The sequence below is a fragment of the Kitasatospora sp. NBC_00039 genome, from assembly GCF_045160625.1.
Taxonomy (GTDB): domain Bacteria; phylum Actinomycetota; class Actinomycetes; order Streptomycetales; family Streptomycetaceae; genus Kitasatospora.
Window position 1 is genome coordinate 4,529,044 of sequence record NZ_CP108289.1, and the last position, 14,311, is coordinate 4,543,354.

10 protein-coding genes are annotated in these 14,311 nt (G+C 74.8%); 2 read left to right on the forward strand and 8 right to left on the reverse strand.

All coding sequences use genetic code 11. The features are described 5' to 3' along the window. Positions 1-215 precede the first annotated feature (215 nt). Entirely contained in the window at positions 216-1,547 is a 1,332-nt protein-coding gene (locus tag OG286_RS20015) for a peptidoglycan-binding protein (RefSeq protein ID WP_405360615.1), read from the forward strand. A 90-nt stretch (positions 1,548-1,637) separates the two neighbouring features. On the opposite strand, the gene OG286_RS20020 is transcribed toward OG286_RS20015, so the two are convergent. The 6 genes from OG286_RS20020 to OG286_RS20045 all read right to left on the reverse strand — a co-directional run bounded on the left by OG286_RS20020 (position 1,638) and on the right by OG286_RS20045 (position 8,193). Beyond that, positions 1,638-2,420 (reverse strand): TrmH family RNA methyltransferase, encoded by a 783-nt coding sequence (locus tag OG286_RS20020; protein WP_396322955.1) that lies wholly within the window; start codon positions 2,418-2,420, stop codon positions 1,638-1,640. A gap of 116 nt (positions 2,421-2,536) precedes the next feature. Beyond that, positions 2,537-4,708: an FUSC family protein gene (locus OG286_RS20025; RefSeq protein ID WP_396322956.1), complete on the reverse strand. Its 2,172-nt coding sequence runs from the start codon at positions 4,706-4,708 to the stop codon at positions 2,537-2,539. Positions 4,709-4,718: 10 nt separating this feature from the next. Next, entirely contained in the window at positions 4,719-5,960 is a 1,242-nt protein-coding gene (locus OG286_RS20030) for an HTTM domain-containing protein (protein WP_396322957.1), read from the reverse strand. Next, positions 5,957-6,616, reverse strand: coding sequence for a DUF5819 family protein (locus OG286_RS20035; RefSeq protein ID WP_396322958.1), 660 nt, complete (start codon positions 6,614-6,616; stop codon positions 5,957-5,959). Before OG286_RS20035 ends, OG286_RS20030 begins: the two co-directional genes overlap by 4 nt. 102 nt (positions 6,617-6,718) lie before the next feature. After that, positions 6,719-6,997 carry a hypothetical protein gene (locus OG286_RS20040; protein ID WP_405360612.1) on the reverse strand — a complete coding sequence of 93 codons (279 nt, stop codon included), beginning with the start codon at positions 6,995-6,997 and terminating at the stop codon, positions 6,719-6,721. Positions 6,998-7,032: 35 nt separating this feature from the next. Then, positions 7,033-8,193: a rhodanese-like domain-containing protein gene (locus OG286_RS20045; protein ID WP_396322960.1), complete on the reverse strand. Its 1,161-nt coding sequence runs from the start codon at positions 8,191-8,193 to the stop codon at positions 7,033-7,035. 330 nt (positions 8,194-8,523) lie between these two features. Between OG286_RS20045 and OG286_RS20050 the strand changes: the two genes are divergently transcribed. Beyond that, complete coding sequence (locus OG286_RS20050) at positions 8,524-11,301, forward strand: SpoIIE family protein phosphatase (protein ID WP_405365642.1); 2,778 nt, start codon at positions 8,524-8,526, stop codon at positions 11,299-11,301. A 144-nt stretch (positions 11,302-11,445) separates the two neighbouring features. Here the strand turns inward: OG286_RS20050 and OG286_RS20055 are convergent, their stop codons facing one another. Continuing rightward, positions 11,446-12,138: a hypothetical protein gene (locus tag OG286_RS20055; protein ID WP_396322962.1), complete on the reverse strand. Its 693-nt coding sequence runs from the start codon at positions 12,136-12,138 to the stop codon at positions 11,446-11,448. Between the two features lie 298 nt (positions 12,139-12,436). Then, entirely contained in the window at positions 12,437-14,257 is a 1,821-nt protein-coding gene (locus OG286_RS20060; RefSeq protein ID WP_396322963.1) for a phosphatidylglycerol lysyltransferase domain-containing protein, read from the reverse strand. Positions 14,258-14,311: the final 54 nt, after the last annotated feature.

Sequence of the window (14,311 nt, forward strand, 5' to 3'; positions counted from 1 at the left end):
ACCGGTCTGACCGCCCGCCAGGTCCATCCCGGCACTACCGTCCCTCCTCCGCCCGCGCCACGCCGGGGCCGCCGAACGGCCGTCACCCTCCCAGCCCAGCCCACCGCGCCGCACACCCGTCCGGTTTGGGAGTTTGGTCCCGATGACACATGCCATCGGCCTGGAAAGGTCGGTCCTGTCGAGCTGTCAGGGCCGGACCGGGAAAGAGGCGGAGAATGACCCGTACCGACCAGCTGACCCCGTTGCTGCAGTTCGACGAGGTCGAACCGGACGACGACTGCATATGCGGGGGCTGCAGCGCCCGTCGCCGGGCCCGGCTGCACGCCGCCCCGGTCCACGAGGGCGGCCATGCCGCGTCCCGCAGCGTCCGCCGCCGCGCCGCCGTGCTGATGGCCGCCGTCGGCACCGCGCTCGGCGGCGGTGCGGCCGGAGCCGCCGGTGCCGCTGCAGCCCCCACCCCCGCCCCGAGCCCGGGCGGCAACAGCGCCACCCAGCCGCCCAGGACCCCGCAGGGCGAGGTCGGCGACCTCTACGGCGACGACGGCCGCGGGTTCGCCGCCCCGCGCGCCACCGCGGTGCCGGTCACCCGGGCGCAGATCATCCAGCGGGCACAGAGCTGGGTCGACCAGAAGGTCCCGTACAGCATGAGCAGCTACTGGTCGGACGGCTACCGCCAGGACTGCTCCGGCTTCGTCTCGATGGCCTGGGGCCTGGGCAGCAGCCAGACCACCTGGACCCTGCCCGACTTCGCCGACCGGATCACCAAGGCCGACCTCCAGCCCGGCGACATCCTGCTCTTCAACAACCCGGCCAGCCCGCAGGCCGGCTCGCACGTCGCCGTCTTCGGCGGCTGGACGGACTCCACCCGTACCCGTTACCTGGCCTACGAGCAGACCTCCCCCGGCACCACCCAGCGGGACACCCCGTACGCGTACTGGTCCAACTCCGCCTCGTACGTCCCGTACCGCTCCAGGGAGCTCTCCGGCGGCAGCAGCAACGACGGCTCCTCGTCGACCGCCTTCCCCGGAGCCGACACGTTCGGTCCGGGCGCGAACAACGCGTACGTCACCAAGCTCGGCCAGATGCTGGTGCAGCGCGGCGGCGGAAGGTTCTACACCGAGGGCCCCGGCCCGCGCTGGAGCGAGAGCGACCGCAAGGCCACCGAGGCGTTCCAGCTCGCCCAGGGCTGGCGCGGCGCCGAGGCCGACGGCCTGCCGGGCAAGGACACCTGGGACCACCTGGTCAACGGCAAGGGCCGCGACATCGACGGCGCCACCCCGCTCCCGCCCCCGGCGGCGACCCCCGGGGTGCCCGCCTTCCCCGGAGCCGACCGGTTCGCCCCCGGCGCCGCCGACGACTTCGTCCGGCAGCTCGGCGAGCAACTGGTCCGCAGGGGATTCGGCCGCTTCTACACCGACGGCCCGGGCCCCCGCTGGAGCGAGAGCGACCGCCGCAACGTCCAGGCCTTCCAGGAGGCCATGGGCTGGCGCGGCACGGAGGCCGACGGCTACCCGGGCCCGGACACCTGGAAGCGGCTCTTCTCCTAGCCGCCGGCCAACCGCCCGCCGGCACCCGCCCGCCGGCGCACACCCGTCAGCCGCCGACCGCCGACCAGCCCCCGGCCAACCGCCCGCCCGCTAGCCCACGCGTCCGCCCGGCAGGGGAGCACCGGGCGGGCGCCCCGACATCCAGTGGAAGAGCCCCATCGCGACGCTGGTCGCCAGGTTGAAGCTGGAGACCCCGGGCTGCATCGGCACCGCCACCAGCCGGTCGGCGCGCGCCTTCAGCTCCTCCGAGACGCCGTGCCGCTCGGTGCCGAAGGCGAGCAGCGCGTCGTCCGGGAAGGACACCGTCCGCACGTCGGCCCCCTCCGGGTCCAGGACGTAGAGCGGGCCGGCCGGCAGCTCCGGCAGCGCCAGCCGCTCGACGGCGGTGGCGAAGTGCAGGCCGGCGCTGCCCCGGACGACGGTGGGGTGCCACGGGTCCAGGTCGCCGGTGGTCACCACACCGGTGGCGCCGAAGCCCGCCGCCAGGCGGATCACCGCGCCGACGTTGCCCAGGTTGCGCGGGTTCTCCAGCAGCACGACCGGAGCCGTCCGGGGCCGCCGGGCGAGTGCGGCCAGGTTGGCCCCGGCGGTGGGCCGGGCGGCCAGCGCGATCACGCCGGTCGGGTGCAGCCGCGGCGCGAGCTCCCGCAGCTCCGCCTCCGGCACCTCGGCCGCCAGGCCGTCCAGCGCGGGCACCACGTCCTCGGCCAGCTCGGCGGCGAGCGCCAGCAGCGCCGCCCGGTCGGCGGTCAGCACCTGCCGGACGTCCCCGCCGAAGCGCAGCGCGTGCTTCAGCGCGTGGAAGCCGTCCAGCAGCACCGTCCCGGGCGCCCGGGCACCCGCCCGCCAGGCCCGCACCAGCTCGTCGTTCATGCCGCTCACTCTGCCACCCCGCCGGCCGGCGGCCGCAGCCGCCCGACTCCGCCGCCCTGGCCGTGACCGTCGCCGTGGCCGTCGCCGTGACCGTCGCCGTGACCGTCCGGCACGCCCTACCGGGCCGTCGACTCCTGCGCGCGCTGCGCCGGGGTGGCCGTGCCGCCCCCGCGCAGTGCCCGTTCCAGGTCCTTCAAGGCCTGGAGCAGCAGCCGGGTACTGGACCGGACGACGTCCCGCTGCACGCCGGCCGGCGCCCCGGCCAGGCGCTCCTCCAGCTGGGCGTGCGCCTCCCGGACCGCGCCGAACTCCACCGGCCGGCCGGTGAGCAGCGCGCCCGCCGCCAGCGCGGTGGCCAGCCGCAGCTCCTCCGCGAACTCGGCCGTCCCGGGCACCGGTTCGGCGTCGGCGGCCGGCAGGTGGGCCTCCAACAGCACGGCGACCCGCCCCAGGTGACCGACCGCGGCCCGGGCCCGGTCGAGCTGACGGCGGCTCACCCCGGGCAGCCCGGAGGCGTGCCGGCCGGGTTCGGCGTCGGCCCGCTCCATCGCCTGGAGCAGCTCGGAGCGGGCCTCCCGGGAGTCCAGCAGGGCCGACCGCACCTCCCGCCCGCGCGGCGCCGCCGGGTGCTCGTAGACGGCGACCACGGCGGCCGCGTACCGCCCGGCGGCGGCCAGCCACTCGGCCAGCCGTTCGCCGAGCCGGGCGGTCTGCCAGGTCGGGAAGAGCGCGTAGACGAGCAGCGCGACCGAACCGCCGAGCAGCGTCAGCCCGACCCGCTCCACCGCGGTGACCAGCGGGTTCCCGGCCTGCAGCCCGAGCAGGAAGACCACGTACGAGGAGACTCCGACCGTCATCAGCGCATAGCCGGTGCGCAGCGTCAGGTACGCGACGCCGATGCAGAGCACCGCGAGCGCGGCCAGCACCCTCCCACCGGGGTGGGCCAGCTGCACCACCAGGGTGGAGACGGCGACGCCGACCATCGTCCCGGCCAGCCGGGCCACGCCCCGGCTGTAGGTCTGCGCGAAGTCGGGCCGCATCACCATGGCGGCGGTCATCGGCGCCCAGTAGCCGTGCTCGAAACCGGCCAGCCGGGCGAGCAGGTAGGCGAGGGTGACCACCGCGGTGAGCCGGACGGCGTGCTGGAAGACGGCCGAGTGCGGCTGGAGCTGGCGGCGCACCGCGCGGACGGCGACCGGCAGCATCCGGGAGAGCGGCGGTTTGCGCAGCGCCCCTCCGGCCCCGACCACGGGGGTGCTGATGGTGTCCTCGTCGCCGCGTTCCAGGGAGTCGGCGGCCTTGCGCAGCAGCCCGGCCAGCCGGCGGGCGGCCCGCCGGGCGGCGCCCCGCAACTCCGGTCCCTCGACCGGGACGGCCAGGGTGAGCGCGGCGCGGAGCGGTGTGGGCACGTCCGGCCGGAGGCTGGGGGAGAGCTGCAGCGGGTCCCCGGTGCGGATCGCCTTGGCGAGGGCGTCCATGGCCTCGGCGGCGGCGGCCAGGACGGCCCGCGCCCGGTCGCGTTCCGGGCCTTCCGCCGGGGCGCCGACCTTGGGGTCGGCGAGCGCGGCGAGGGTGGGGCGGATCCGTTCGGCGAGGCCGCGCAGGCCGCGCATCTCGGGCGGCCGGTGGCGGTCCTGCCAGGGGGTCAGCGCGGCCGCGTGCCGGGCCGTCATGAAGGGTGCCGGGTCGACGTGCGCGGTCGGGTCCTGGCGCAGCCGGCGGGCGTAGTCGGCGAGTTCGGCGTAGGTGTCGGCGAGCGCCTCGCGCTGGGCGGTCCAGCTGCCGATCGGCCAGATCGTGATGACGACCGCCTGGACGAGGCCGCCGAGCGCGCAGACCAGCCCGTGGCCGAGCGCGGCCGGCACGCTGACCGGCAGCTGGACCACGACCAGCATCACCGCCAGGGTGTTGGCCGCGACCACCCCGGCGGTGGGCCCGATCGCCCAGGCCAGCCCCGCGCCGAAGGCCCAGACGGCGAGCAGCACGGGGAAGGCGCCGGGCACGCCGGCGGCCAGATAGCCGAGGAAGGTACTGGTGCCGAGCCCGATCCCGGCCGCGACGGCGAGCGAGGCCCGGGGCCGGAAGCTGCGCTGGAAGGTGGCCGTCCCGGCGATGAAGGCGCCCATCGCGGCCGAGGTGGCGAGCCGCGGCCCGCCCAGTGCCAGTGTCGGGAAGAGCACCAGCGCGACCGCACCGGCGCCGCGGACCGCCCGTTTGGGGTCGGTGAGCGCCCGGTCGAGCGTCAGTCCGGTCCGCGCGGTGTCTCGGAGTGCGGCGAACCAGGACATACCGGTCAGCTTAGGGGAGGGGCTCCTCCGGGAGCCGGTTCCCCCGGACGCGCGCCCCCACGCCCCCGATCCGCGCGGCCGCCCAGAGCAGCGCGGCCGTCGGCAGGAAGACCGCGTCCGCCGCGACCATCGCCAGCGAGAACACCGGCAGCCCGAGCAGCACCGCGATCCCCAGGTGCTCGGCCATCATCACCACCAGCAGCGCGTTCTTGACCCGCCGGCTGACCAGCGTGAACGGGAACGCCACCTGGAGGATCACCGTGCCGTAGGAGATCAGGAAGACCGGCAGCAGGGCCGAGGCGACCAGCCCGGAGAGCCACGGCCAGGGCGTGAAGTAGTCCAGGTGCAGCGGGTAGTAGAGCGCGGTGCCGTCCTGCCAGCGCGAGCCCTGCACCTTGTACCAGCCGGCCGTCGCGTAGATCAGCACCACCTCGGCGGCGATCACCAGCATCGCGCAGTTGTGCACCATGGTCGCCAGCGCGTCCAGTACCGCCCGCGGTTCGCCGTCCGGCCGCAGCCGTCCGAGCGCCCACCAGAGCCCGGCCACCGCCCAGAGGCCCCAGAACACCGGGGACCAGCCCAGGTACGGGAAGGCCGCGGTCGTCCAGGTCAGGCTCTCCCCGGAGAAGCCGCCGAGCTGGCAGACCAGCAGCACCGCGCCGAGCACCGCCCAGAGCACCACCCCGCCCGGGCCGGGCGCGCGGCGCCGGGCGTCCAGCGACCAGACCTCGGCGCAGCGGGTGAAGACCAGGTAGACCGCCATCAGGTGGACGACGTTGTCGCCGCCGTCCCCGAGAAAGACGTTGCGGTTCTGCAGCGACAGCACGGTGACGAGGAACAGCACGCTGCTCGCCCTGGTCCGCCAGCCGAGCGTGACCGCGACGGCGGCCAGCACCGCCAGGTGGTAGACCAGCTCGAACCAGAGCCTCCCGCCGAACCAGGGCAGCACGGTCAGCGCCCCGTTGTCGGCGAGCAGCCGCTCGGCGAGGTCGAGCGACCAGGGTGAGGTGTCGCCGTACAGCAGCCGCCGGTTGGGCCACTCACGGAGCAGGTGGGCCAGCCAGACCAGGCCGAAGCCGATCCGCACCGCCGCCGCCTGGTGGCGGCCGAGCACCTGCCCGGTGAACGCGCCGAAGGCCCGCGCGCACAGCTCGCCGACGCCGGGGCCAGGCCGCCGCGGGGCCGGTGCCGGGGCGGGCACGGGCTGCTGGGGGACCGCCGGCAGCAGCCGGTCCGGCGCCGTCTCGTTCACCCGAGCCCCCGGTAGTCCTCGTCGTTCACCGGCCACCACGGCAGTTCCCGGACCTTCGGTGCCGGCGGCGCGGCCTCCCCGCTCCAGCCCGGAGGCGGCACGGTGGCGGTCGTCACCCGGAACTCGATCTCCATGATCCGCTCGCCGTCGGCAGCGCGGCCGATCCGCTGCAACGCGATCCGCTTGAGGTACTGCTCGGCGAGCTTGCCACGCGGGTTGGTCAGCGAGTCGTCCTGGGCACTGTGCGAGCCGTCGTAGAAGTCCCAGGCCCGGCGCAGCAGGTTCTGGTCGGCGTGGCTGGGCGCCGGGTTGCCGCGGATCGCGGCGATGTCGCGGGCGGTCAGCCCGACCCAGTCGTGGGTCCGGGTGGCGCCGCCGGCCACGACCGTACGGACCCGGGCGTCCAGGCTGACGTTCTGCTGGAGCGGGTTGGGAGCGAACAGCTTCCAGTTCTGCTCGAACTCCGGGTACACAACGCCGTCGACCTGCTCCCGGTACTCCCGGGAGAGCGAGTTGGCCGGGGCCACGTGCAGGAACACCGCGCCGAGGAAGAGACCGGTGACCGTGACCAGCACCACGGCGGCCACGGCGAGCACGGCCAGCGCCGACGTCGACCAGGCCCTCGCGCCGGGCGGGTCCTCCGCGCTCTCGGTCATGCACTTTCCCCCAGCCTTCGGCCGGGAGGTACCCCACCCGGACGGGCGCCGCCGGTCCGTCCCGGCTCGGTCGCGCGCCCATCCTGCCCTACTCCCGTGGGCTCAGCGGAGCGTGTCCGGCGCGGGCGGCGGGGAGCCGGCGTCGCCGCGGTGCGCCCCGGACGCGTCGGCGATCGCCGACCGGCGCCTCCGGACCGCCCGCATGGCGGTCATCGCGACGATCCAACCGAGTGCGGCGACCCCGACGGCGACCAACGGTCGGCCCGTCGCGACGGTGACCTGAGCGACCATCTCGATGATCAACCCGAACACGACCACCAGCACCGGCACGTGCCGGAGCCACCACCCGCCCTCCGCCGGCGCAACCGGCTCCGGTGGCATCTCCGGCTCCCCCCGCAGGCTTCCCCGATTGATCGCTACAGGACGTACGCGTCCTGGCCGTTGCTGCCCACCATCGGACGGCCGGCGCCCTCCCAGGCGTACATGCCGCCGTCCACGTTGACCGCCTCCCGGCCGTTCTGCACCAGGTACTGGACGACCTGCGCGGAGCGCCCGCCGACCCGGCAGAGCACGTACAGCTTCTCGTCCGGCAGCTCGCCGATCCGCGCGACCAGCTGTCCCATCGGGATGTGCAGCGCGCCGTCCACGTGCCCGGCGTCCCATTCGTCCTGCTCACGGACGTCCAGCAGAGCGGCGTCGGCGGGCACGGAGGCGGCGTCGGCGGTGGGGATCTGGGCGAACATCGTCTGACTCTCCTGGGGCTCGGTCCGGTCACCGCCATTGTCCCCCACCGGCCGGGCTCCGAGGAGCCGCTCCAGCTCGGCCTGCTGGGCGGCGGCCTTGGCGAGCAGCTGCTCGGCCAGCTCCTCCAGCAGCCCGTCCGGGTCCTGCGGGGCGAGGGCGAGCAGCTGGCCCATCGCGGTGTTCTCCAGCCGGACCTGCTCGGTGGCGGTCGCGGCGATCTTGGCGTTGAGCCACTCCAGCCGGCGGCGCAGCCAGCCGAGCCGGTCGGGCGAGTCGAGCGCGGGCGCCGCCTCGGGGGCGGTGGACCACTCGGCGGCCAGGCCCTCCAGTGCGGCGCTGTCGCCGTACGCGTAGGCCTCGTTGACCCGGGCGATGAAGGCGGCCCGGCGCTCCTGCTCGGCCGGGTCGGTGGTGAGGTCGGGGTGGGCGCGGCGGACGAGGTCACGGTAGATCCGCTGGGCCTCCCGGCCGGGCCGCACCCGGGCCGGAGCGGCCGGCGGCGGGGCCGCGTCCTGCTCCTGCACGCTGTCGAACAGCGCGTCCAGGTCGGGGAGTTCGTCCACCCGCCGGCGCGCCTCGGCGGCCAGCCGGAGGTCCTCCGGGCGCCCGGTCCGGGCGGCCACCGTCTCGGCCACCAGCGCGTCCAGCTCGTCCAGCCGGGCGTAGAGCGGGCCGAGCAGCTGGTGGTGGATCAGGGCGAAGTTGTCGATCTCGACCCGCAGCGTCTGCATGTCGACGTCCATGGTGAGCCAGGCGAGTTCGGCGGCGGCGACCCGCTCCTCCAGCTCCTGCTGCTCCGGGTCCGTCCAGCGGACGGGGATCTGCGCGGTCACTTCTCGCCTCTGTCTCGTCCTGTCGCGGCCTGGACCGGCCTGGTCCGGTCCGGCCCGGCCCGGCCCTGCGGGCGACCCTCCCGGTACGGCGTACCCGCGCCCCGGGCGGCCCGGCCGCCCACACTACCCTCGCACGCGCTGCTCCGGCCGGGTGGACAAGGAGTGCGGAGCGGCACACACCGAGTGGCACGCAACTGAAACTGATGAATCTCCCCGTTTCGCTATCGAGCCCGGCCCTGTCCGTGCTTCGCTGGTACCCGCACAGCGTGCCTTCCTCCAGAGAGACGGCCGCCTCCAGGCGTGGCGGCCAGGCGGGAGCAGACCGAATCCATGGTGGACGAGCCCAACTCCACACCGCGCCCGGCGGTCACCGCCGCCGAGCCCGCGGCCGCTCCGGGTGACCAGCCGTCAGGCGTGGTCACCCTGGTACGGCTCGCCCTCGTGCTGGTCGACCGGTCGGGCCGGATCGCCCAGTGGAGCCGAGCCGCCGAGGAGCTCTTCGGGCACCGCGCCGAGGTCGTCCGCGACCGCCCGGCCACCGGGCTGCTGCCCGCCGTCGAACCGCGCGGCGTCCCCAGGCCCGCCGGCACCGCCCGCCGCCGCTGCGACGCACTGGACACCCTCGCCGCGCTGACCGCCGACGGCCGACCGTGGGCCGGGCAGATGCCGGTCGTCGACCGCGAGGAGCACCTGCGCGACGTGCTCTGGTGGGCCTACCGGCCGGCCGGCCCGGGCAGCGGCCTGCTGACCCTGGCCGCCGACGCCCGCCCGCTGCGCTCGGCCGGCCCGCGGCTGGCCCTCGGCGAGCGCCTGCTGCCGTTCGCCGCCGCGCCCGCCGCCCGCGGCGGCTTCCACCGCCTCTCCGCCGCGCTCGCCCCGCCCGGCCGCCCGGTGCCCGAACCGCTCGCCCGGATGCTGCCGGCCGGCCCCGCCGACCACCGGGAGCAGCTGCTCGACGGGCTGGGCCGGGCCGGGCTCCCCGCCCTGCGGCTCGACCCGGTCACCGTGCTGCCCGTGCTGCCCGCCGACCCGCCGGCCGGCACCGCGCACGCGGCCGCCGGAATCGGCCGCCGCTACCCGACCGCCCAGCAGCGCGCCGCCCGGCTCGGCCCACCGCCGCCGCCCGAACAGGGCGCTCCCGGTCGGCGCCCGCCCGGCCCGCTGCCCGCCCAGCGCGAGATCGCCGACCGGCCCGACCGGCCCGCCCGACCCGCCGGCGTCGTCGGCGGCGGCGGCGCGCCCGCCGCGGCCCCGTCCGTCCCGGCCCCGCCCAGAGGAGGCGCCACCATCGAGCAGGCCGCCGTCGAGTCGTCCGCCAACGGCCACCAGGCCCGTCGGGGCGACCAGGCCCCACCCGCGACCGTCCCCGCCCCCTCCGGTGCGGACGGCGGCGCTCCGCCCGGCGGACGGCTCGGCCCGTTCCTCACCAACGGCCAGGCCGGTGAGCAGCTGGCGCTGCTGAACGAGGTCGGCGGCAAGGTCGGCACCACCCTGGACCTCGGCTTCACCGCGCACGAGCTCTGCCAGGTGCTCGTCCCCCGGGTCGCCGACTTCGCCTGCGTCGACCTGGTGGACGGCCTGATCTCCGACTCCGAGCTGCCCGAGGCCCGGCCGGACGACGACACGATGCTGCGCCGGGTCGCCCTGGTCTTCAACGAGTCCGCCGGCCAGTGGGACCACGTCCTCACCGAGGGCTCGCTGGTCGCGATGCCCCGCCACACCCCGCCCGGCATGGCCCTCCAGCTGAACCAGCCGGTCCTGGTCCCGGTGGTCAGCCAGGACGTCGCGGTCGACTACGCCGTCGCGCTCGGCGGCGCCCGGCTCGCCTCGGTGGTCTCCGGCCGCTCGATGCTGGTGGTGCCGCTCTCCGCCCGGGGCACCGTGCTCGGCATCCTCAAGCTGCTCCGGCTGCCCGACCGCGCCCCCTTCGACGAGGGCGACGCCGCCACCCTCAAGGAGCTGGCCGCCCGCGCCGCGCTCTCGCTGGACAACGCCCGGCTGCACCGCGCCGAGTCCAAGGTCGCCACCACCCTGCAACGGTCGATGATCCCGACCCGCCCGCCGCAGATCCCCGGCGTGCAGATCGCCCACCGCTACCTGCCGGGCGACTCCAAGGCCGAGGTCGGCGGGGACTGGTTCGACGCGATCCAGCTCCCCGGCAGCCGGGTCGCCCTGGTCGTCGGCGACGTGATGGGCCACGGCCTGCACTCCGCCGCCGCGATGGGCCGCTTCCGCACCGCCATGCAGACCCTCGCCGCCCTCGACCTGCCGCCCGGCCAGCTGCTGCGCCATCTGGACAACCTGGCCCACAAGCTCGGCGACGACCATCTCGCGACCTGCCTGTACGCGGTCTACGACCCGATCAACCGGACGTGCGAGCTGGCCAGCGCCGGCCACGTCCCCCCGGTGCTGGTGCACCCGGACGGCCGCGGCGAGCTGCTGGAGATCCCGGCCGGCGCGCCGATCGGCGTCGGCGGGGTGCCGTTCGTCGCCAAGACCATCGAGGTCACCGACGGCTCGATGCTGGTGCTCTGCACCGACGGCCTGGTCGAGGTCCGGGGCGGGGACATAGGAGCCGGGCTGGCCGCGCTCTGCGGCAACCTGATCGACCCTCAGCAGAGCCCCGAGCAGGCCTGCGACGTGGTGCTGGAGCGGCTGCACTCGGACGACCGCAAGGACGACGTCGCCCTGCTGGTGGCCCGCTTCGACGGGGTCGCGCCGACCGAGGTGGCCACCTGGGACCTCACCGTGGACCACCGCGAGGTCCGCCGGGCCCGCGCGCTCGTGCGCGAGCAGTTGGCCGGCTGGCACCTGGAGGCGCTCGCCGACACCACCGAGCTGCTGGTCAGCGAGCTGGTGACGAACGCCGTCCGGGTCGCCCGGGACCGCGTCCAGCTCCAGCTGATCCGGGTGGACAAGCTGCTGGTCGAGGTCAGCGACGACAACCACAACCTGCCGTCGCTGGAGCCGGCCGAGCAGCTCGGCGAGACCGGCCGCGGTCTGACCCTGGTCACCAAGCTGGCCGAGTGCTGGGGTACGGCCCGCAAGGCGGTCGGCAAGGTGGTCTGGTTCGAGCTGCCGCTGCCGCCGGCACCGCCGGGCGGCTGATCGCCGTCACCGGGTGCGGGCTCCGGCCCGCACCCAGGGGTACCGCGCGCCGTCACGAGCCACCGCTCCGGGCCGGAGGGTGGGCCCGAGGGTCGGGCCGGCTCTCACCACCGGATCCGGGCGCACCCGAGGCGTGCGGGCGGGTTACGGCAGGGCCGCGCCCGCGGGCGTCCGCCGCCGGGCCTCCGCCGCCACCTCGATCGAGGCCGCCGCCGCCACGGAGGTCGCCGCCCCCACCCCGGCCAGGACCCGCGGCCAGAAGTCCCCGAAGACCTCCACCGAGACGGCGATCAGCAGCGCGGTGATCACTGCGACGACGTGCTCCAGGCCCGCCAGGTTCGGCAGGATGACCGCCTCGCCGACCATCAGCGCCGTCACCAGCCCGGCCGTGAACCACGCCCGGCAGCGGAACGCGATGCAGATCGCCAGAGCCACCACGGCCGCCGAGGGGCCGGTGTCGCGGACGTACGCCACCCACTTCGGGAAGCCGAACATGTGGTGCGGCCCGATCGCCACGCCCACCCGGGCGAACAGCGTCCCGGCCAGGGTGCACGCGTAGGCCACCACCAGGGTCAGCCGCCGCCCGAGCACGATCTCGGCGATGCCGAAGACCACGAAGACCTGGGCCAGCGCTCCCCAGACCGGGAGGTCCAGAGCCGGCACGTACAGCGAGAGCGGCGTGCGCAGCAGCGAGACGTCCAGCGGCAGTGCCGCCTTCACCACCCCGATGTGGGTGACGAACCGCTCGCCGCCCGGCAGGTGCTGCACGACGCTGAACAGCAGGATCAGGGCGGTCGCCGAGGTGGCGAGCGGAACAGCGGCGAGTTTCTTCGCCATCAGCCGCTCACGGACCACCCCGAACAACGTTCCCCACTCGGCGACAGCGGCCGCACCGGCAATAGCCAGCGGCCCCTTCCGCACGCCCCCCGCGTGGGTCCTGTGAATCACAGCCGTCTCTCCAAATCCCCGAAGCCATCCCCGAAGCCGGACCGCCTTCCCGACCACTCCAACATTAGAAGCCGATTAATGAATCCACATCGGCATAAATGTTGATCGCCGTCATCCTCTGGGGGGAGACATAACCCCGAAGCACCCCCATTCGGACGACGGTCCCCTCCGCCCCCCGGCGGAGGGACTACCCCTTCCCATCCCGCGCCGCCACCGGCACCCGGGGAGCCGCGGTCACGGCTCCGGAGTGTCGACGACGGAACAGGGCGGGCAGGCTCGGTGCGGTGATGAAGCCCTCGGCCCGCGCGCTGGCGATACCGATCCGCGGAATCTCGCTGCTCTTCTCGAACAGCAGGTAGCGCGGCTCCCAGATCGGCCGGTACTTGGCGTTGGCCCGGTACAGCGATTCGATCTGCCACCAGCGCGAGAAGAAGCCCAGGACCGAGCGCCAGAGCCGGAGGACCGGCCCCGCACCGAGCCGTGAACCACGCTCGAAAACGGAACGGAACATCGCGAAGTTCAACGACACCCGGGCCAGTCCGACCTCGTCCGCCCGCTGGAGAAGTTCGATCACCATGAACTCCATCAGGCCGTTCTCGGTGTCCCGGGCCCGGCGCATCAGATCCAGCGACAGTCCGTCCGCCCCCCACGGCACGAAGCTCAGCAGCGCCTTCAGCTCGCCGTCCCCGTCGTGGCACTCCAGCATCACGCAGCGCCCGTCGCCCGGGTCGCCGAGCCGGCCGAGCGCCATCGAGAAGCCGCGCTCGGTCGCCCCGTCGCGCCACTGGTCGGCCTTGGCCACCAGGTCGGCCATCTCCGACTCGGGAATGGACTCGTGGCGGCGGATCCGCACGGTGTAGCCGGCCCGCTTGACCCGGTTGTAGGCCTGGCGCACCACCCGCATCGCCCGGCCGTCCAGCGAGAACTCGTCCAGCTCGACGATCGCCTCGTCGCCCAGCTCCAGCGCGTCCAGCCCGTGCCGGGCGTAGATCACCCCGGCCTCCTCGGAGGCGCCCATCACGGCCGGCGCCCAGGCGTGCTCGCGGGCCTCGGCCAGCCACGCGTCGATCGCGCCGGGCCAGGCCTCCGGGTCCCCGATCGGGTCGCCAGAGGCGAGCGAGACACCGCCGACCACCCGGTACGTCACGGCCGCCTTGCCGCTGGGGGAGAAGACCACGGCCTTGTCCCGGCGCAGCGCGAAGTAGCCCAGCGAGTCCCGCTCGCCCTGCTTGTCCAGCAGCGCGCGCAGCTTCGCCTCGTCCTCCTCGGTCAGGAGCTCCTTGTCCCTGGGGCTGCGGAACGCCACGTAGAGCACCAGCAGGAACAGCGCCCCGCCCATGAAGTTGATGACGGCGTCCACCCAGGTCGGCGAGTCGATCACCGAACGCAGGTGCTGGGTCGGCGTGATGGTGATCATCCGGCCGACCGAGTAACGGAAGAGGTCCCAGAAGCCGGCGCCCGTGAGGCCGTTGTTCAGCCAGACCAGCAGCGCCCCGACCAGGCCGCCGAAGACCAGGCCGCCGACGAAGGTCGCGGCCGCCGTCTTCGGGTTGGAACGGTCGCCCTTGGAGGTGAACTCCTTCCGCCCGACCAGCAGCGCCACCACGAACAGGCAGGTCAGCACGGTGGAGATGTAGTTCAGCGCGTGGTGGTTGAACCGCTCGCCCGGGAGCACCATGGCGACCAGGTAGAGCACCGAGAAGAGCCCGGCCAGCGCCATGTTGAAGATCCACGCGGCCCGCTTGCGCCGCCGCATCGCGACCGCCAGGAACGCCGACAGCACCGCGCTGCTCAGGCCGGCCGTCAGCAGGTAGGGAGTGAAGTACTCGCCCTCGTTGTGCTCGGTCACCTGGTCCTTGAACGGCACCAGCAGCACCGTCACCAGGTTCAGCAGAGCCAGCAGCCGCAGGTACCAGACGGTGGCCGCGGCGGCCCGCGGCCGCCAGCGCTCACTCAGGGCGGCGGACCTGGGCTCTGCGGACGGCTCCGGCTTCACAGTGGACGACACAGCTCAATTCCAAACGATCAGATGGTGGGGCGCATCCGCACACGGCCCGGCGCC

Coding starts and splice junctions, on each gene's coding strand:
- OG286_RS20050 (WP_405365642.1), top strand. CDS start 8,524: ATGGTGGACGAGCCCAACTCCACACCGCGCCCGGCGGTCACCGCCGCC.
- OG286_RS20015 (WP_405360615.1), top strand. CDS start 216: ATGACCCGTACCGACCAGCTGACCCCGTTGCTGCAGTTCGACGAGGTC.
- OG286_RS20040 (WP_405360612.1), bottom strand. CDS start 6,997: ATGCCACCGGAGCCGGTTGCGCCGGCGGAGGGCGGGTGGTGGCTCCGG.
- OG286_RS20020 (WP_396322955.1), bottom strand. CDS start 2,420: ATGAACGACGAGCTGGTGCGGGCCTGGCGGGCGGGTGCCCGGGCGCCC.
- OG286_RS20025 (WP_396322956.1), bottom strand. CDS start 4,708: ATGTCCTGGTTCGCCGCACTCCGAGACACCGCGCGGACCGGACTGACG.
- OG286_RS20035 (WP_396322958.1), bottom strand. CDS start 6,616: ATGACCGAGAGCGCGGAGGACCCGCCCGGCGCGAGGGCCTGGTCGACG.
- OG286_RS20055 (WP_396322962.1), bottom strand. CDS start 12,138: ATGGCGAAGAAACTCGCCGCTGTTCCGCTCGCCACCTCGGCGACCGCC.